Origin of the sequence: Cellulomonas sp. H30R-01, assembly GCF_010119915.1 — a bacterium.
Lineage (GTDB): Bacteria > Actinomycetota > Actinomycetes > Actinomycetales > Cellulomonadaceae > Cellulomonas > Cellulomonas algicola.
The window spans coordinates 3,274,038-3,292,856 of the sequence record NZ_CP048210.1 but is presented as its reverse complement, the minus strand read 5'-3'; the positions used below and the strand labels follow the sequence as shown (position 1 = coordinate 3,292,856).

The 18,819-nt window shown below is 74.3% G+C and carries 15 protein-coding genes and 1 tRNA gene; 9 read left to right on the top strand and 7 right to left on the bottom strand.

Annotated elements, in window-relative coordinates; translation table 11 throughout:
* Positions 1-58: 58 nt before the first annotated feature.
* Both GXP71_RS14740 and GXP71_RS14735 read left to right on the top strand, forming a co-directional pair.
* On the top strand, positions 59-1,036 hold the full coding sequence (locus GXP71_RS14740) for an aldo/keto reductase (protein WP_162353259.1): 978 nt from the start codon (positions 59-61) through the stop codon (positions 1,034-1,036).
* A gap of 197 nt (positions 1,037-1,233) precedes the next feature.
* Complete coding sequence (locus GXP71_RS14735; RefSeq protein ID WP_238402434.1) at positions 1,234-2,940, top strand: methyl-accepting chemotaxis protein; 1,707 nt, start codon at positions 1,234-1,236, stop codon at positions 2,938-2,940.
* Here GXP71_RS14735 and GXP71_RS14730 read toward each other — a convergent pair.
* Positions 2,934-3,455, bottom strand: a complete 522-nt coding sequence (locus GXP71_RS14730; protein ID WP_238402433.1) for a nitroreductase/quinone reductase family protein — start codon at positions 3,453-3,455, stop codon at positions 2,934-2,936. The genes GXP71_RS14735 and GXP71_RS14730 overlap by 7 nt on opposite strands.
* A 361-nt stretch (positions 3,456-3,816) precedes the next feature.
* On the opposite strand from GXP71_RS14730, the gene GXP71_RS14725 reads away from it, so the two are divergent.
* A complete protein-coding gene (locus GXP71_RS14725) occupies positions 3,817-4,116 on the top strand; it encodes a DUF1540 domain-containing protein (RefSeq protein ID WP_162353258.1) in 300 nt (99 codons plus the stop codon).
* A gap of 196 nt (positions 4,117-4,312) precedes the next feature.
* Positions 4,313-5,374, top strand: a complete 1,062-nt coding sequence (locus GXP71_RS14720; RefSeq protein ID WP_162353257.1) for a DUF2510 domain-containing protein — start codon at positions 4,313-4,315, stop codon at positions 5,372-5,374.
* A gap of 97 nt (positions 5,375-5,471) precedes the next feature.
* On the opposite strand, the gene GXP71_RS14715 is transcribed toward GXP71_RS14720, so the two are convergent.
* Both GXP71_RS14715 and GXP71_RS14710 read right to left on the bottom strand, forming a co-directional pair.
* Positions 5,472-6,350: a phosphotransferase gene (locus GXP71_RS14715; protein ID WP_162353256.1), complete on the bottom strand. Its 879-nt coding sequence runs from the start codon at positions 6,348-6,350 to the stop codon at positions 5,472-5,474.
* A 134-nt stretch (positions 6,351-6,484) separates the two neighbouring features.
* Entirely contained in the window at positions 6,485-7,258 is a 774-nt protein-coding gene (locus tag GXP71_RS14710) for a hypothetical protein (RefSeq protein WP_162353255.1), read from the bottom strand.
* A gap of 207 nt (positions 7,259-7,465) precedes the next feature.
* Between GXP71_RS14710 and GXP71_RS14705 the strand changes: the two genes are divergently transcribed.
* A complete protein-coding gene (locus tag GXP71_RS14705) occupies positions 7,466-11,305 on the top strand; it encodes a sigma-70 family RNA polymerase sigma factor (protein WP_162353254.1) in 3,840 nt (1,279 codons plus the stop codon).
* A gap of 24 nt (positions 11,306-11,329) precedes the next feature.
* Here the strand turns inward: GXP71_RS14705 and GXP71_RS14700 are convergent, their stop codons facing one another.
* Together GXP71_RS14700 and upp are read right to left on the bottom strand one after the other, a co-directional pair.
* The gene (locus tag GXP71_RS14700; RefSeq protein ID WP_162353253.1) at positions 11,330-11,995 is read right to left on the bottom strand and encodes an NAD(P)H-binding protein; all 666 of its coding nucleotides are present in this window, start codon (positions 11,993-11,995) and stop codon (positions 11,330-11,332) included.
* A 528-nt stretch (positions 11,996-12,523) separates the two neighbouring features.
* On the bottom strand, positions 12,524-13,159 hold the full coding sequence (gene upp, locus GXP71_RS14695) for a uracil phosphoribosyltransferase (RefSeq protein WP_162353252.1): 636 nt from the start codon (positions 13,157-13,159) through the stop codon (positions 12,524-12,526).
* Between the two features lie 73 nt (positions 13,160-13,232).
* On the opposite strand from upp, the gene GXP71_RS14690 reads away from it, so the two are divergent.
* Positions 13,233-13,739 carry a nucleoside deaminase gene (locus GXP71_RS14690; RefSeq protein ID WP_124343076.1) on the top strand — a complete coding sequence of 169 codons (507 nt, stop codon included), beginning with the start codon at positions 13,233-13,235 and terminating at the stop codon, positions 13,737-13,739.
* Between the two features lie 172 nt (positions 13,740-13,911).
* Here GXP71_RS14690 and GXP71_RS14685 read toward each other — a convergent pair whose 3' ends face one another.
* Positions 13,912-14,745: an NAD-dependent protein deacetylase gene (locus GXP71_RS14685; RefSeq protein ID WP_162353251.1), complete on the bottom strand. Its 834-nt coding sequence runs from the start codon at positions 14,743-14,745 to the stop codon at positions 13,912-13,914.
* A 75-nt stretch (positions 14,746-14,820) separates the two neighbouring features.
* Between GXP71_RS14685 and GXP71_RS14680 the strand changes: the two genes are divergently transcribed.
* A tRNA-Ser gene (locus GXP71_RS14680) sits at positions 14,821-14,910 on the top strand.
* A gap of 245 nt (positions 14,911-15,155) precedes the next feature.
* Entirely contained in the window at positions 15,156-15,644 is a 489-nt protein-coding gene (locus GXP71_RS14675; RefSeq protein ID WP_162353250.1) for a hypothetical protein, read from the top strand.
* A gap of 668 nt (positions 15,645-16,312) precedes the next feature.
* Here the strand turns inward: GXP71_RS14675 and GXP71_RS14670 are convergent.
* Positions 16,313-17,245, bottom strand: coding sequence for a LacI family DNA-binding transcriptional regulator (locus tag GXP71_RS14670; protein ID WP_238402432.1), 933 nt, complete (start codon positions 17,243-17,245; stop codon positions 16,313-16,315).
* A gap of 194 nt (positions 17,246-17,439) precedes the next feature.
* Between GXP71_RS14670 and GXP71_RS14665 the strand changes: the two genes are divergently transcribed.
* Positions 17,440-18,765, top strand: a complete 1,326-nt coding sequence (locus GXP71_RS14665) for an MFS transporter (RefSeq protein ID WP_162353248.1) — start codon at positions 17,440-17,442, stop codon at positions 18,763-18,765.
* The last annotated feature ends 54 nt before the right edge of the window (positions 18,766-18,819 follow it).

The window sequence follows — 18,819 nt, the reverse complement described above, 5'->3', positions numbered from 1 at the left end:
GGTGAGGCTGGTCGTCGGCCCGGTGGACGCCGGCCGCACACAGCAACGAGGAGCTCGCATGGAGTACCGCCAGCTGGGCCGGACCGGCCTGAGGGTGTCCGAGATCGGGTACGGGGCCTGGGGGATCGGGGCGTCGCAGTGGAAGGGCGCGCAGGAGGACGAGTCGGTCGCGGCGCTGCGCCGCGCGATCGAGCTCGGCGTGAACTTCGTCGACACGGCCCGCGGGTACGGCGAGAGCGAGCGGATCGTCGGCAGCGTGCTGCGCGACTACCCGGACGTGCTGGTCGCGACGAAGGTGCCGCCGAAGAACATGGTCTGGCCGGCGCCGGACGGCCTGCACCCGGACGAGACGTTCCCGGGCGACCACGTCCGCGCGAGCCTCGAGACGAGCCTGCACGCGTCGGGGCTGGACCACTTCGACGTGCTGCAGTTCCACGTCTGGTCCGACGAGTGGGTCGGCAAGGGCGACTGGCTCGAGACGGTCGCGGCGCTCAAGGACGAGGGCAAGATCCGCTTCTTCGGAGTCTCGATCAACGACTACCAGCCGGAGAACGCGCTCGCCCTGGTCCGCAGCGGTGCGGTCGACACGGTGCAGGTCATCCACAACGCGTGGCACCAGCAGCCCGAGGAGCAGCTGCTGGGCGCGTGCGAGGAGCACGGCGTCGGCGTCATCGTGCGCGTCGCGCTCGACGAGGGCGGGCTGACGGGCCGGATCACGGCGGGCGCGACGTTCCCGGAGGGCGACTTCCGGAACACCTACTTCGGTGGCGACCGGCCGGCGCAGGTCGAGCAGCACGTGACGGCGCTCGTCGAGGACCTCGGCATCGAGACGGACGCGCTGCCCGACGTCGCGCTGCGGTACGTGCTCGACCACCCCGCGGTGTCGACGGTCATCGCGGGCATGCGGACCGTGCGGAACGTCGAGCGCAACGCGGCGACGAGCGACGGGCGGCGGCTCACCGACGAGCAGCGCGCGGTGATCCGGCGGCACCGGTGGGAGCGGAACTTCTACCGGGCGGTCGACGCCGAGGACTGACACCACGGGCTCGAGCTCCGCGCACCCGGACCGGCATGTCGTCCGCTGCGCGGGGCAACCGTCCGCGCGTCCGGGCGACGGCGCCCGGGTCGGGCAACACAACGGGTCAGGTGGGTCAACAGCGCGGCACGGCGGCCGATGAGGTCGGTGGGACCGGTGGCGACACACCGGTCCTCCGCGACCCAGGAGCACAGCCCATGCCCGTCTTCACCCCGAAGCGCACCGCCGACGTCCCGACCCAGCGGTCGTCGCCCGAGCCGGCCCCCGAGAGCCGCGCCGCCACGAGCGGCGGCGGGGGTGCGAAGCCGCGGCGCCGGCTCGTCGCGGACCGGTCGGTGCGGACCAAGATCCTCGGCCTCGTCGGGATGCTCGCGGCCGTCCTCGTCGCCGTCGGGGCGTTCGGCGTGATGTCGCTGAGCGCGCTCGCCGACCGGTCCGCCGCGACGTCGCGCGCGAGCTCCGAGGTCACCGGGCAGCTGGCGACCCTGTCGAACGCGCTGTGGACCGTGCGCAACGGCATCTCGAGCGTGCCCGGGTACCCGGACGACGAGGGCAAGCAGAAGGCGATGGCAGCGGTGCGTGCCGCGTACGCGTCGTTCGACTCGGCGACGGACGACTTCGCGGAGGTGTACGCCGGCGCGTACGGGTCGATGCCGCCCGAGTGGGACGCGTTCCTCGCGCGCTACGACGAGTACAAGACCAGCGTCGACGCCGACGTGCTCCCTCCGGCGATGGACGACGACCGGGTCGCGTGGGCCACGCAGAGCGACGAGGCGGCACGCGTCGGCACGGACCTCACCGCGTCCCTCGCGGCCCTGAGCACGCACGTCGACGAGGCCGTCGCGCAGGACCAGGCGGACGCCGGTGCGGCGGCGTCCCTCGCGCGCTGGACCATGATCGGCGTCGCCGGGGCGGGCCTCGTGGTCGCGCTCGCGCTCGGCATGCTGTTCGCCCGCAGCGTCCGCCGCGCGGTCGGCGACGTGCAGCGGAGCGTCGACGCGCTCGCCACGGGTGACCTCACGGTGACCGCCCGTGTGCGCAGCGACGACGAGCTGGGCCGGATGGCCGCGGCGCTCGGCCGTGCGCAGTCGGCCCTGCGGACCACGCTCGCGGGCGTCACTGAGGCGTCCGGGACCGTCGCGACCGCGTCGGAGGAGATGTCGGCCGCCGGCGCGCAGGTCGCGGCCGGTGCGGAGGAGACGTCCGCCCAGGCGGGGGTCGTCGCGACAGCCGCCGACCAGGTGAGCCGCAACGTGCAGCTCATCGCCGCGGGCGCGGAGGAGATGGGCGCGTCGATCCGCGCGATCGCCGAGAACGCGAACGAGGCCGCACGCGTCGCGGAGGAGGCGACGGCCGTCGCCGCCCGCACCACCGACACCGTCGCCCGGCTCGGCACCAGCTCGCGCGAGATCGGGGACGTCGTCAAGGTCATCACGTCGATCGCCGCGCAGACCAACCTGCTGGCGCTCAACGCGACCATCGAGGCCGCGCGCGCCGGTGAGGCGGGCAAGGGGTTCGCGGTCGTCGCGGGGGAGGTCAAGGACCTCGCGCAGGAGACGGCGAACGCGACCGACGACATCGTCCGCCGGGTGCAGGCCATCCAGACGGACACCGAGGGCGCGGTCGCGGCGATCGAGCAGATCTCGCACATCGTCGCGCAGATCAACGACTACCAGCTGACGATCGCGTCGGCGGTCGAGCGGCAGACGGCGACGACGAACGAGATGTCGCGCGGCGTCGTCGAGGTCGCGACCGGCGCGGGCGAGATCGCGGCGAACATCACCGGCGTCGCCTCGGCCGCGCGCTCCACGACCGAGGTGCTCACGCAGATGGGCGAGTCGATCCGCGAGCTCGCGGTCATGGCGCAGGACCTCGAGCGCCGGGTCACCGCGTTCACCTACTGACGCGGGCGCTCCTCGACGCGGAACACGGGGAAGTCGGCGGCGACGCGCCGGAAGTCCGCGAGCGGTGCGGTCCGGGCTACGGGCACGTGCGGGCGCGCGCCCGGCGCGAGGTCGAGGTAGCGGCGCAGGATCTCGGGGCGGTCGTCGACGGGCACCTCGACCAGCCGGACCGCCCGCGCGCGGCCGCCGGCGACGAGCGTCGCGCGGCCGTCGTCGGCGCGCACGTTCCGCACCCACCCGGCGTCGTCGCCCAGCATCGAGACCAGGTAGTGCGCGCCGCGGTGCTCCGCGACCACGACCGGCAGGGTCAGCGTGCGTCCCGTCGTCCGGCCGCGGACCTGGAGCGTCGCTCCGCGGCCCAGCGACAGCCAGCCGCGGGCGTAGAGGCGGCCCCACACGTCGTTCAGGGCACGCGCCAGGCCGTGCGGTCGACCACCGCGGTACAGCCAGCGCTTCTGCGCGTACCACGCACGCGCCAGGGCACGAGGGCGAGGTCCGCCGACGGGACCGTCCACGTCGTGCTCCTCTCGTCCGGGCCGCGTCGTCGGGACGAGCCTGTCGTGCCGCCGGCGCCCGCGCGACGGCCGAACGTCCCTCTCGGCCGAGGCGCGCGCCCGGCGGTCGACCGTCCCCTTCCGCCGACGCGCACCGGTCGGGCGTCGCGCTCGGCGAACCCGCTCGCGGTGGTCGCAGGGCGTGCGTGACCTGCGCAGGGACTGCCGCGACGCGGACCTGGACACGCGGCCTGGTGAGGCTAGCCTCACCTGAAAACCGGCTCTGACCTGCGCAGAGACCCCGTCGCTTCCCTAGGCAGGACCCGCGCGACGGGTCTAGCGTCGGTGAGGTACGCCCCGTCCCTGGATCGTGGAGGTACCGATGAGCACGCTGATGGACCTGCCCCCGGTCGCCGAGTGCTCGGTGGCCGGCTGTTCGTACAACGACCACTCGCACTGCCACGCGGCGGCGATCACGATCGGCGGGCACGCGGGCGACGCGGCCTGCGCGACGTTCATCCCGCTCGGCGTCAAGGGCGGGCTCGAGAAGGTCGTCACCCACGTCGGCGCCTGCCAGCGCGACGACTGCGTGCACAACTCCGCGCTCGAGTGCGCCGCGGACTCGGTCCGGGTCGGTGCCGGCCAGGACTTGGCGGACTGCCTCACCTACACGCCGCGCTGACCCGTCGTCGAGACCGCCCCGCCCGCCCGTCGGGCGTGGGCGGTCTCGTCGTCCGCGAGCGGTGTGGGCGGTTCGGTGCATTTGACCGCCGCCGGGAAGGTGACGTGCACCCTCCGGCCTCCCGCGGCCTCGGTCGACCTCCGTAGGGTGCGGCTGCCGCGTCTCCCGAGGCGGCCCTCGTCCGAAGGAGGCCCCGGTGAGCGCACGCGCCGGCTGGTACGCGGTCCCCGCCGAGCCCGGCACCATGCGGTACTGGGACGGGTCCGCGTGGACCGAGCACCGGCAGCCGCTGCCACCTCCCGCGGACAGCGTCCCGATCGCCGCTCCGGCACCCGCCGCACCCGCACCCGCCGCACCCGCACCCGCCGCACCCGCACCCGCCGCACCCGCACCCACCGCACTGGCACCCGCCGCCGTCGCGACCACCGCGGCCTCGACGGCGTGGTCCCCGGCGCCGCTGTCGCCGCGCCCGTCCACGCCGTACCCGGCGGGTGCCGTCACCGTCCCGCAGCCGAGCCGCTCCGCGGATCTCGCCGCCCGCGGCACGTCGACCACGGGCGTCACCCCGTACCCCTCGCTGCCGCCGGGCTTCAACGGGCCGACGGGGCCCGTCGCGGTCGTCCCGCCGCAGCTCGCGGGGGTCGCCGCGGACCTGTGGGCCTCGGCGTCGCGGTACGCGGCGAGCGAGCAGGGGCGCAGCGCGGGCGCGACGGCCGTCGGCGGGGCGTTGGTCGCGGACGGCATCGTCGGGTTCGGGCGGAACCGCGAGGGCATCGGCGGCGCGGTCAAGATGATGCTTTTCGGGCTCGTCTTCTTCGCCGTCGGCATGCTCCTGGTGAAGCCGATGCTCATCGACGCCGGGACGGTCGGCGCGGGCGAGGCGAAGACGGTGGGCACGGTCACCCACCGCAACGAGTCGCGCGACGACGACGGCGACCGGCTGTGCTCGCCCGACGCGACGTTCACCGTCGACGGCACGGTCTACACGACGTCGGCGGGCTACCGGTCGAGCTCGTGCCCCTCGGTCGGCGGCTCCGTCGACGTCATCTACGACGTCGCCCGCCCTGCGGACGCGCGCATCGCCCCCGACGCGACGTTCCGCCTGCTCGGCTGGGTCTTCCCGCTGGCGGGGCTGCTGTTCTTCGTCGTCGGCCTGTGGACGGCCGTCGTCCGAGCGGGCCAGATCGGCGTCGGCGGTGCTCTGCTGCTCCGGGGCCTGCGCGGCCGCCGGTCCACGGCGGGAGCCGGGACCCCCTGAACGACGGCGAGGGCCGCCTGCGCGCACCGGGTGGCCCTCGTCGTTCCCCTGCCGGGCGGAGGGTGTCGTTCCCCGGCCGGTCGGCGGGGTGCCGGCGTCAGTGCTCGGGCGGCGCCGCGACGGCGACGAGCTCCCGGATGAGCGCCGCGGCGGCGGGCACGAGCTCGCGCTCACCGGCGACGAGCGACGGGTCCTGCGACCGGACCGCGGCGGCGTCGTCGAGCGCGCTGATCAGGTCGGTGCCGACGCACGTGAGGAACGCGGCGAGCAGCGCGCGCGCCGCGGCGGAGTACTCGCCCCCGGCGTCGACGACCACCTCGGCGATGATGAGCGCGGTGAGCGCGACGTCGAGCTCGGCCGGGCCGCTGCGCGCGTTCGACCAGTCGATGAGCGCAGGTCCGTGCGCCTCGCTGAGGATCACGTTGGCGGGGTGCAGGTCGAGGTGCACGACCGTCGGGCCGCCCGTCACGTGCGGCCACTGCGACCGCGTGTCGCTCCAGCCGTCGGGCGCGGGGATCTCGTGCAGCCGACGGTGCAGGTCGGCGAGGATCTGCGCGCCGTCGTGGATGGACACCTCGCCCGCCGTCAGCGCCTGCAGCAGCGTCGGCCCGTGCAGCCGCTCGGCGACCAGGTCGGGGCCGTGCACGCCGAGCACGGCGGGGGCGGGGAAGCCGTGCGCGACGACGTGCCGCAGGATCTCGGCCTCGCCCGACGCGTCGCGTCCGTCGCGGTCGCGCCGCAGGACGCGTCGGTCGTCGAGCGCGTAGACGTCCGCGACGGTCCCGGTCGCGAGGAGCGGCCCGGGCGGGTCGGCGGTGAGGTCGACGTCCAGGTCCCCGAGGTCGGTCGGGACCCCGGGGTGGTGAGGCTGCGACGGGACGGCGGCGCCGCTCGTCGGTGCTCCCTCGCCGGCCGGGTGAGGGGCGGAGGCGTCGCCTGCGGGCGCAGGGTCGGGGGCGAGCTCGGCGGGGTTCATACACAGACGGTAGACGCATCCGCCCGGCTTGTCCCGGGCACCCGTCCGACTCCGCGCTGACCTGCACCGTAGCGACAGTTGAACCCTCGCCTATCGGCGCTTGACCTTCGACACGCCGCTGCGTGGGTCGCCTGTCAGGGGCGCGAGACCCGTCGCAGCGCGTGCACGGCCTCCTCGTGCGTGGCCGGCAGCCGCTCGACCCAGACGCGGACGGGCTGCCGGGTCGCGGCACTGACCTCGAGCCGGTCGACCCTCCGCGCGATCTCGACCTGCAGCCGCTGCACGCGCTCCTCGAGCGGGTCCTGCCGCCGGGACAGCACCGCGAACACGCCGCCGCCGAGCGTGGCCATCGGGTGGCCGTCGCCGAACGTCGCGGTCATCGCCGCACCGACCGCGGCCGACCGGGCCGCCCGTGTGAACGGGTCCACCGCGCCCGCGGCGACGTCGACGAGCACCAGGTGGTGCGACTCCTGCGCGGCCAGCGCCGCGCGCTCGCCGTCCTGGTAGGTCTCGGCGAGCCGGACCGCGAGGTACTGACGCGTCGGCAGGCCGGACTCGGGGTCGAGCGAGGTGCCGAGAGTGACGGCCGCCGCCTGCGCGTCGGCCCAGCCGTCGCACAGCGCACGCACCGCGAGCAGCGGGGGCTGCACCTCCCCGCGCGAGCGGTACAGGCACGCGAGGTCGTCGATCGTCTCGGCGATCCCGACCCCGTCGTAGCCGCGGGCACGGCCGAGCTCGGCGGCCGCGAGCGTCGGGTCGCGGTCGCCGAGGACCGCGCCGGCCAGGTCGTCGACCGCGGGGTGGTACCAGTCCGCGGGCCGCAGCCAGACCGAGCCGAGGCTCTCGTGCCGCCAACGCTCGCGCAGCGCCACGCCTGCGGCGTCGTCCCTGCCGATGTCTGTCGTCACGCCAGATGAGAGGGCGCCACCCGCCGGCGGTGACGCGGGATGCGGAACTTTTCACCCACCCGATCGAGCGCTTTCCCCGCTGCTCGCCGCCCGGAACCGCCGGAGCATCACGTACGTTGCAATTGGGCGATTGCGGTCTGGACACCCGATCCATCCGTTGTGGCAGGCTGTGCGCTCGACGAAGAACGCTGACGGGAGCAGGTCGTGGTGGCAAGCACGCGGCTCGGTGACGGCGTCACAGGGGACGCCGAGCTGATCGCTGCCGTGCGCACGGGTGACGCCGCCTCGTTCGGCACCCTCTACGAGCGTCACGCGGGTGCCGCGTTCGTCGTCGCCCGCCAGTACACCGACTCGCACGCCGACGCGGACGACGTGGTCGCCGACGCGTTCACCGCCGTGCACGGCGCCCTGCAGCGGGGCAACGGCCCCGAGTCCGCCTTCCGCGCCTACCTGTTCACCGTCGTGCGCCGCACGGCCGCCGACCGCCGCGAGAAGGCCCGTCGCGTCGAGCCGACCGACGACCTGGCGACCCTGGAGCGCGGGACGGCGTGGGCCGGCACCGCGGAGGATCCGGCCCTCGAGGGGTTCGAGCGCGGCGTCGTGTCGCGGGCGTTCCACTCGCTGCCCGAACGCTGGCAGGCCGTGCTGTGGCACTCGGAGGTCGAGGGGCTCTCGCCCGCGCAGATCGCCCCGATCCTCGGCCTGACCGCGAACGGTGTCGCCGCGCTCGCCTACCGCGCGCGCGAGGGCCTGCGGCAGGCCTATCTCCAGCAGCACCTGCAGGACCCGCTCGACGAGGGCTGCCGGGCGGTGTCCGGCAAGCTCGGCGCCTACGTGCGCGGCGGACTCGGGACACGCGAGAACGGGCAGGTCGAGAAGCACCTCGACGGGTGCGGCGACTGCCGCGCGCTGGTCCTCGAGCTCGGCGACGTCAACCACGGCATGCGCGCGGTCGTCGCGCCGCTCGTGCTCGGGATCGTCGGCCTCGGTGCGCTGGCCCACGTGCTGCCCGTCGGTGGCGGGATCGCCGCGGGCGCGGCCGCGCTCGGCAGCGGTGCGGGGGCCGCCGGCGGTGCCGGCGGTGCTGCCGGGGCCGGTGGGGCAGGTGCCGCGACGGCTGCGGCGACGGGGACGACGGCGGCCGTCAGCGCCACCGCGGGCACGGCTGCCGCGGGTGGCGTCGCCGCGCTCATCTCCTCGATCCCGCTGGGTGCGGTGGCCGTCGCAGCCGGCACCGTGGCGGTCGCCGCGATCGCGGCCGTCGGCATCTACGGGCTGACGCGCGGCACGGACGAGCCGGAGGCCCTGCCTGCGCCGTCGGTGTCCGTCCCGGACGCGAGCGCGACCCCGACCCCGAGCACGTCGAGCGCACCCGCTCCGACGCCCACCCCGACCCCCTCGCCGACCGACGTGCCCGACCTCGACGGGTCGGGCGCGCTGCTCGCGGACGAGCCGCAGGACGACACGACGCGCACCCGGACCCAGCCGGGCACCACCGACGACGAGACGCCCGACGACGAGACCACGCCGCCGCCCGCACCCGCCGACGTCGACGTCGTGCTGCCCGACGGCGGGCTCGTGCTGGCCGCGGGCCTCGCGGGGCAGGAGCTCGCGTTCGGCGTGCAGAACACGGGCGGGACCGTCGCGACGAACCTCGTCGCCGAGGTGACCCTGCCCGTGGGGGTGTCCGTCGACGGGATCGCCGGCGCGGCGCTCGAGGGCCTGACGCCCGGCCGGTTCGCGGTCACCGCCGCCGGTGGCTGGGTGTGCACGCCCGACACCGGCAACGGGGTCGTGCGCTGCACGCTCGCGACGCTCCCACCCCGGTCCGTGGCCCGCCTCGCCCTGAGCGTGTCGATCGACGAGGCCTACGACGGCGTCGACGCCGCCGTCGGGCTGCGCGTCGCCGGTGGCGGCATCCAGTACCGTCCCGCGCCGTTCCCGCTGCACATCCAGGCCTCGCCCGCACGGCTCGCGCTCCGCAGCGCGCCCGCGTCGGTCGCGCTGCTGTCGGGGCGCTCGACGCAGCTCGACCTCGACCTCGCGAACGTCGGCGGCTCGCCCGTCGGCCCCACGCCCGCGACCGCGACGCTGCAGCTCCCGCGCGGCGTGTCCTGGTCGCCCGTCGCGGGCAGCGCCTGGACGTGCGCCGACTCCGCCGCGGGGGTGACGTGCGAGGTCCCGCGGATCGGGGCGCGTGCCGCCGCGCCGCTGTCGCTGCTGCTCACGGCCGACGAGCCCGGCGCGGTCGGTGCGCGCAGCATCGGGATCGACCTGCGGCCCACCGGCGTGCGCGCCCCCGAGCACCTCGAGGTGCCGTTCACCGTCCAGCGGCCCGCGCGCCTCGGCCTCACCGGCGACGTCCGCACGACCCTCGCGCGCGGCCGGGCGTCGAGCGTCGCGCTCGCCGTCTCCAACCTCGGCGACGTGCAGGCGCCCGGGCTCGTCGCGCGCCTCACCCGGCCCGCCGGGACCGCGTGGCCCGTGACGCCCGTCGACGGCTGGACGTGCGGCCCGACCGACGCGGTCGAGATCTCCTGCACCCACGACGCCCTGCCCGGTGGCGGCAACGTGCCGCTCACCGCGCACCTCGACGCGCTGCCCGGCGCCGTGGGCGGTCTGGGTGACCTGCTCGTGCGCGTCGACGCACCCGGCGCGGACGCCGCGCAGGAGCACCGTGTCGCCGTCAACGCGACCGCGCCCGTGCTCACCGTCACGCAGCCCGTCGTCACGCTCACCGACTCGTCACGGTCCGGCACCGTCTCGTTCGCCGTGAACGCCGCCGGCGGCGACCTCGCCGCGGACGCCGACGACGTCGTCGCGACGCTGACCCTCCCGGCGGCGTTCACCGTCGACACCGAGGGCGGCGGCACGACGACCGAGAACTGCGTCGCCGTCGACGCCCGCCGCTACCGCTGCGACGTGGGCCCCGTGCCCGCCGGCGGAACCGCCGAGGTGCTCGTCAACGCCCGCTGGTCGGGGAGCGCCCGTGGGGCGTTCGTCGTCGCCGCGCAGGCCCCCGGCGCTGCGCCCGTCAGCGCCTCGACCGACGTCAGCACCTCCTCCGCGGGCCTGAGCCCGCGCGCCCGGTTCGAGGGCGGCTGGGCCGTGACCGAGGTCGGCGCACCGCTGCTCACGTGCCGCACCACGCTCACGACCTGCGTGCCCGCGCTGCAGAACGGCGACCGCGACAACAACAGCTTCGACATGGTCGAGCTCGACGAGGGGCCGGACCTGCCCGGCGCGAACGGCACCCGCCCTGCCGTCCGCACGTCGTCGTTCACGCAGCTCGACGTGCCCGCCGGCCGGCAGATCGCCTTCGCCGGCCTGTACTGGTCCGCCAACATCGGGCCCGGCGACACGTGGAGCGGCGACCCGGCGGTCGTCCGGTTCCGCGGGCCGAGCTCGGCGTACCAGACGCTGCGCGCCGCCGACGGCGACGTCGACCGCCTCACCGACAACGCCGGACGCGCCTACTACCAGTCGTTCGTCGACGTGACCGACCTCGTCGCCGCCCAGGGCGGCGGCACGTGGTCCGTCGCCGACGTCGCCGTCCGCGCCACCAGCAAGGACCCCCAGCGGTCCTACTACGCCGGCTGGTCGCTCGTCGTCGTGTACGCCGACCCGTCGACCGACTCCAACGTCACCGTCTACGACGGAGCCGCGTGGATCGGCACGACCGCGGCCCCGCCCGTCTTCGAGTTCGCCGCCCGCGCCGGGACCAGCGCCCGCATCGGGGTCGTCGCGTGGGAGGGCGACCGGACCGCCGTCGGCGACCGGCTGCTGCTCGACGGGAACCGCCCCCTGATCCCGGTGCGCTGGGACGGCACCGCGCCCGGTTCCGGCGTGAACAACGCGTTCGACTCGACCGCGCACGGGTGGCGGTGGCCCAACTCGCTCGGCGTCGACGCCAAGGCGTTCGTGCCCGCGACGCTCTCCGGCGACGTGTCGTCGCTGTCCGCCACCACCAACGGCGACCAGTACCTCATCGGCGTCGTGACGCTCCGCACCGAGCCCGTCGTGACCTCGGCGAGCATCCCCCGCTGACGCGCCGCCTGCGCGGCTCGGCGCTCAGTCCGCCGGCTCGACCACCGCGGCCACGGCCGCCTCGACCGGCACGACGCCCTCGGTGAGCTCCAGGACCAGCCCGGCCGTCGCCGGCGCGTGCAGGACGGCCGCGAGGACGTCCGCGACGTCGGCGCGGGGGATCGAGCCGCGCGGCACGTGCGCGTCGAGCTGCACGCGGCCCTGCGCGTCGTCGTCCGTCAGCCCGCCGGGACGCACGATCGTCCAGTCGAGGTCGCGCGACCGCAGGTCCTCCTCGCTCGCCCCCTTCGCGCGCAGGTAGGCCGCGAACACCTCGTCCGTGCCGTCCGGCGGCTCGGAGGTCGCCCCCATCGACGACACGAGCACGTACCGCCGCACACCGGCCAGCTCGGCGCCGTCGGCGAGCAGCGCGGCCGCGCCGCGGTCAACCGTGTCCTTGCGCTCGGCGCCGCTGCCCGGACCCGCACCCGCCGCGAACACGACGGCGTCCGCACCCGCGATCGCCTCGGCGACGTCCCGAGCGTTCGAGCGCTCGAGGTCGAGGACGACCGCCTCGGCGCCGTCCTCCGTCACGTCCTGCACGTGCCCGAGCTGCCGGACCAGCGCGACCGGGACGTCACCCCGCGCCGACAGCGCGCGCGACAGCAGGCGCGCGACCTTCCCGTGCCCGCCGGCGATCGCGATGCGCATGCCCTCGACGGTAAGGCGGGGTCGTCCCCGCGGCGACCTGAGCCGTTCGGTCCCCAGGGTGTCGGCCCCTGCGTGTCGCGCCGTCCTCGGCCGCACGGCTCGGGCACCTCACCGGAGCGCGTCCCGTCGGCGCTGCGGCCGGCGGTGTCGCGCTGCCGGACCTCCCGGGTCCCCCAGACCGGCGGGTGGTCCGGCAGCGCGTGCGTCGACCGCGTCCCCCGAGCCGTCGACGAGGCGCGATGCTGGCACCGGTGCCGGGCGCGCCCAAGGGGTCGGCGCCACCGTCTCAGGATGCGGAAGCGACAGGGGAGCGCGCGGGTGGTGGTCTCCCGCCAGCCCGCCGGCCCGTCGGCCCGTCGGCGATCGTCGTCGGGCTCGGGGCCTCGGACCGGGCCACGTCTCGCGGGTGCGTGCGCCGTGAGCGGACACGCCCGTGGGTCGACCGACCCGGTCGAGCCCGTCCTCCACGCCGCCCACGGTCGCCCGTGCGCCGTGCGCCGTGCGGCCGTGTCGCGGTGCGGGCCGGCGTCAGACGATCCCGTAGAGCCGGTCGCCCGCGTCGCCGAGGCCCGGGACGATGTACGCCTTCTCGTTGAGCCGCTCGTCGACCGCCGCCACGACGACCTTCACGTCGGCGCGGTCGCCCACGAACTCCTCGACGACCTTGAGCCCCTCGGGAGCCGCGAGCAGGCACACGGCGGTGACGTCGCGCGCCCCGCGGGCCAGCAGGTAGTCGATCGCCGCGACGAGCGTGCCGCCGGTCGCGAGCATCGGGTCGAGCAGGAAGCACTGCCGGCCGGACACGTCGTCGGGCAGCCGGTTCGCGTACGTGACGGCCTCGAGCGTCTCCTCGTCGCGCTGCATCCCGAGGAACCCGACCTCCGCGGTCGGTAGCAGCCGCGTCATGCCGTCGAGCATCCCGAGGCCCGCGCGCAGGATCGGCACGACCAGCGGCCGCGGGTCGGCCAGCTTGACGCCGGTCGTCGTCGTCACCGGCGTCTCGATCTCGACGGTGTCGACGTGCACGTCCCGCGTCGCCTCGTACGCGAGGAGCGTGACGAGCTCGTCCACGAGCTGCCGGAAGGTCGGCGACGGCGTGCCCTTGTCCCGCAGGACCGTGAGCTTGTGGGCGACGAGCGGGTGGTCCGCGACGTGCAGGCGCATGCGCACAACCTACCGGCAGTCCCACCAGGTGGACGTGGCGAAGGTCCCCGCGAGGAGCGTGTGCTGCGTCATCATGGCGGGCATGACAGACGGTCCCCGGCGGGCGGTGCAGCCCGCCGACGCGTGGGCGATGGGCCTCGCGCTCGACGAGGCCCGCCGGGCGGTCGCGACCGGTGACGTGCCCGTCGGCGCGGTGGTGATCGGCCCGGACGGCGACGTCGTCTCCCGTGGCCGCAACGTCCGCGAGGCGACCGACGACCCGACCGGGCACGCCGAGGTCGTCGCGCTCCGCGCCGCCTCGGACCGGCTCGGCCGCTGGCGCCTCGACGACTGCACGCTCGTCGTCACCCTGGAGCCGTGCCTCATGTGCGCGGGGGCTCTGGTGCTGGCGCGGGTCGCGCGGCTGGTGCTCGGGGCGTGGGACCCCAAGGCGGGCGCCTGCGGGTCGCAGTGGGACGTCGTCCGCGACCGCCGGCTCAACCACCGCGTCGAGGTCGTCGGGGGCGTGCGCGCCGACGAGTGCGGCCTCCTTCTGCAGCGCTTCTTCGAGACCCACCGCGACGGCGTCCCGCACCTCTGACCGACCGGCACGGCCCCGGCTCTCGACCGTCGCGTCGCCGCTCGCTGGCGGGCTCTCGTCCGTGCCCCCGTCTCGCAGCGTCGAGCCGTGCCTCGGTACCGCTTCCGTCGCACGCCCGGTCACCAGGCCCGGGTCGACGGCGAGCCGCGACGGCCCTCGGCGCCCGCTGACGTCAGAGCGTCGCGGCGAGCGTCGTCAGCGTCTCCGACGTCCCCGCGTGGAGCGTCACGGTCGCGTGGCGGTCCCCGCGGGTCGTGCCGCGGTTCACGATCACCACGGGCTTGCCCGTCTGCGCCGCGTGCCGCACGAACCGCAGCCCCGACTGCACCTGGAGCGACGACCCGGCGACCAGCAGTGCGTCGCCGTCGTCGACCATCGCGTACGCCCGCTCGACCCGCTCCCGCGGCACCGTCTCGCCGAAGTAGACGATGTCCGGCTTGAGCATCCCGCCGCACACCGCGCAGTCCGCGACGACGAAGTGGCTGGTCCGCTCCACGACCGCGTCGGCGTCGGGCGCGATCTCCACGTCGGCGACCTCGTCGGCGAAGTGCGGGTTGAGCTCCTCCAGCCGCTGGGCCAGCTCGGTGCGCGCGATCACGTGGTGGCAGCTGAGGCAGACCACGCGGTCGTAGCGCCCGTGCAGGTCGATGACGTTCCGCGACCCCGCTGCCTCGTGCAGCAGATCGACGTTCTGCGTGATGACGCCGAGCACGGTCCCTGCTTGCTCCATCTCCGCGAGCGCTCGGTGCCCCGCGTTCGGCTGCGTGCGGCCCACGTGCCGCCAGCCGACGTGGTTGCGGGCCCAGTAGTGCCGGCGAAACCGCTCGTCGCCCGTGAACTGCTGGAACGTCATCGGTGTGCGCGGCGGCGAGTCCGGGCCGCGGTAGTCAGGGATCCCCGAGTCCGTCGAGACGCCTGCCCCGGTGAGCACCGCGAGGCGTCGGCCGCGCAGCACGTCGACCACGTCGGCCAGGGTGCCTGCGGGATCGAGGACGGCATCGCTCACGTCCCCACGGTAAGCCGCGGGCCACTGAGGAGCCGATTCGGTGCAGCGGCTCCGACCGGGTACTCTTCTCCGCGAGGTAGCGTGTCCGAGCGGCCTAAGGAGCACGCCTCGAAAGCGTGTGTGGGTGAAAGTCCACCGTGGGTTCAAATCCCACCGCTACCGCCACCCGAAGGGTCCCACCCGCATGATGATGCGAGTGGGACCCTTCGTCGTTCCTGCTGGTCTTCCTTCGCTCCACCTAGGGTCGCGAGTCCGCCCTGCGATGACGACACTGCGTCCGGGCCGACGTGCAGTCGCGGGACGTAGTGCCGCGGCGCGTGCTCTCGTCCGTGTGCCCGAGAATTGCCGTCGGGTCCCCATCCACCGTGGCGCCGCCATCCTGGAGCTGCGGCAATCACTAGCATCCAACCGTGACAGCCGAACTCTCTACCGCACTCGTAGCTGCCGCGACCAGCATCGTCGCTGCGACACTCGCAGTTGTGTCCGCGCGTTCAGCGCGGCGCTCCGCCGACGACATTGACCGGCGTCGCCATCTTGTCGCCGCGATCGACGAAGATCGACGCACGTTCAATGACGCTTACGCGGGGTTCATGGCCGCTGCCGGCTCCGTCGATGGCCGTGACGCAATGCGCGCGGCCATGTTCGCTGCGCAGACCCTCATCGTCCACCCGTCGTCGGATCGAGATGTCCGTGATGCGGCTGCGACCGTCACGAATGTCATGGCGGCGATCGTCTTCAGGAACGGACCGAGTGATCCTCTGAACGCGGCCATGGAAAGACTGACTCTCGCCGCGCGCGCAGTGAACGAGCGGATGGCAATGGCGCGGAGCGAAGCCGCCTCGCAAGCCGCGGCTCGAGCAGGTGGGTCCACTTCTCGGCGAGCCCCCACGGCGGCGTAGACGTAGTGGACCCAGGGCCCCGCGCCCGCTCCGAAGCAAGTGGCGTGCTCGACGCCTGCGCGGATCCGGCCTCAACTGCCGTCGCGGCCGACGTGATCGTCGCGGCTGCTGTGGGGGATTTATCCCGGCATTCCTGACCGGACCGTCGCTGGTCGCGCGCGAGGACTCCCGCGGGACGCGTGAGACGCAAGTGACGCCTGGTCGTCAGCAAGCGTGAGTCGCCCTTTGTCCTTCCGCGTCGTGGGTCAGCAACGCTTCGAAACGAGATCTGTCTTGCGATTAACTCTCGGGAGATGACAGTATTGGGACTGTGGCAATCATTCGTTCTCTGGTCAGAGGGTCGTCGGATGTCTCGCGTCACCGGACGAGTTGTGATGCGACGTACCAAGTGATCAACGATGCGACCGGCACTCTGCTTCACGTGAGCACGTACGGGTCTGACGAACGCGTGTCCGAGGCAAAGGTCAGCCAGACGATTCAGGTTGACCGAGACGGGGCAGAGGTCCTGATCCGGGCGATTCGAGAGGCGTTTCCTGGCCTGTAGCCAGCTGCTCCTTCTGGCAGGCACGCTCCCTGCGCGGCGACGTGCTCGGGTAAACCCGCACCACCGCACGCACGCTGCGGCGCGTGAGTCAATCGCTGCGGAGCTGTTCGGCCCCACCTGCCGCTCAGGCCGACTCGCGGACGACGAGCGCGATGGCCTCGGAGCGCGGGGGACGCGGTGGCGTGCCGCCGGCGAGGCGTTGGAGGACGGCGGCGGTGAGGTAGTCCATGACCGCGTCGCCGTTCTGGCGGACGGTCGTCAGGGGCGGGTGCGCGAACGGCGCCAGCGGGGTGTCGTCGACGCCGATGATCGCGAGGTCCGACGGGGCGCTCAGGCCCAGGGACCGCATGCCCGCGAGCAGGGCGAACGCCTGGTCGTCGTTGTAGGCGCACACGGCGGTCACCGCGGGTGACTCGGCCCGCCACGCGGCGACGACCTCCGCCGCACCAGCGACGTCCATCGGCACGACGCGCGCGGACGGCTCGGACAGGCCGAGCTCGAAGGCGGCGGTGCGGACGCCGTCGAGGCGCAGGTCGCGGAAGACGGTGACGCGGGGGTCGTCGGGGAGGCCGTAGCCGATGTGCCGGTGGCCGGTCGCGGCGAGGTGCTGGAGCTGCGTGGCGCCCATGAGGGTGTGCGACAGCGTGAGCACGCCCTGGGCGGAGCGACGCGGCCGGACGAGCGCGCTGACGACGGGGATGCCGGCGTCCTCCATGGCGCGCTGCTCGGCGTCGTCGAGCCCGTCGAGGCTGACGACGGCGGCGGGTGCGACGGTCCGCCACAGCCCGGAGAGGGCGGACCCGCCGGTGGTGCGACGCACGAACAACGACAGGCCCTGCGCCTGGAGCCGGTCCGTGAGGCCCTCGACCAGGCCGACGACGGCGGGGCCGATCGGCCAGTCGGGGAGCAGGAAGAGCACGACGTCCGAGCGGCCGGTCCGGAGCGCGCGTGCAGCGCCGTGCGGCGCGTAGCCGAGGCGCGCGACGGCTTCCTGCACGCGCTCGCGGGTGTGGGCGGGGATCGTCTGACCTGGGGTGTTGTTCAGGACGTAGCTCACGGTGGCCTGCGAGACCCCGGCTTCCCGGGCGACATCCGTCGCGGTGACCCTCCGACGTGCAGTGCCGTCCGGTGCCGACGCGCGTCTTGACGGGGCCATGCGGGCAACTTTAACGTATCAGCGGCACTGATACGTAAAAGTGGGTCGACCACCGGCCCGCCACCCACAGTCCCCCTCCACCTCCGGAGTCCCCCATGGCCACGAACCCCTACGGCACCATGCCGCCGACGACGGCGGCCGCGGTCGCCTACGACGTGCTCGAGCCCCGCGAGCGTCACTGGTTCAGCGAGCCGACCCGCAAGGTCGGTCCGCGCTTCACGATCGCGCTGTTCGTCGCGCAGCTCGTCTTCTTCGTCGCCCTGCTCGGCCCCGCCATCGTCGGCATCGCGGTCAAGGTCGACTCGATCGTCCCGGAGGCGCAGCGGACCTCCGCCGTCGCCCTCGTCGCCGGGTTCGGCGCCGCGGCGGCGTTCATCGCGAACGTGCTCTTCGGCCGGTTCTCCGACCGCACGACGTCCCGCTGGGGTCGGCGGCGGCCCTGGCTCGTCGGCGGCACCGTCGTCATGACGCTGGCCTTCGTGATCATGGCGCTCGGCACGAACGTCGCGATGGTCACGCTCGGCTGGTTCCTCGCGCAGATCGGCGCGAACGCCACGCTCGCCCCGTTCGTCGCGACCCTCGCCGACCAGGTGCCGAAGGTGCAGCGCGGCAAGATCGCCGCCGCGCTCGGCGTGGCGCAGAACATCGGCATCTACGGCGGGACGCTCGTCGCGCAGTTCTTCCAGGACCGGCTGCTGATCATGTTCGTCGGGCCCGCGGTGCTCGCGGTCGTCGCGATGGCCGTCTACGCGTGGGTCCTGCCCGACCAGGTGCTGTCGACCAAGCCGGGCAGCATGTCGCTGCGCGAGTGGGTCACGACGTTCTGGGTGAGCCCCCGCCGGCACCCCGACTTCGCGCTCGCGTGGTGGTCCCGGTTCCTCATCATCCTGGCGACGTTCATGTTCACGACGTTCCGGCTGTTCTACATGCAGGACCGGATCGGGCTCGACGCGGGCGACGCCGTCGCGGCCGTCTCCACCGGTGTGCTGATCTACACGCTCGTGCTCGTCGCGGTCTCGCCCGTCGCCGGCTGGATCTCCGACCGGACGGGACGCCGCAAGGTCTTCGTCGCCGGGTCCACGCTGATCTTCGCGATCGGCACCCTGATGCTCACGCAGGCGAGCACCGTCGGGCAGTTCTACGCCGTCGAGGCCGTGCTCGGACTCGCGTACGGGATCTACGTCGGCGTCGACCTCGCGCTGGTCGTCGACGTGCTGCCCAACCCCGACGACTCCGGCAAGGACCTCGGCGTCTTCAACATGGCCAACGCGATCCCGCAGACGCTCGCGCCCGCGCTCGGCGGTGTGCTCCTCGCGGTCAACAGCGCCGTCAACCAGAACTACGACCTGCTGCTGTGGGTCGCCGGCATCGCGAGCGTCATCGGCGCGCTCGTCATCGTCCCGATCAAGAAGGTCCGCTGAGCGTCGCGGCCACCGCCGCCACCGCCCGGAACCCGCACACCCCAGGAAGGACCG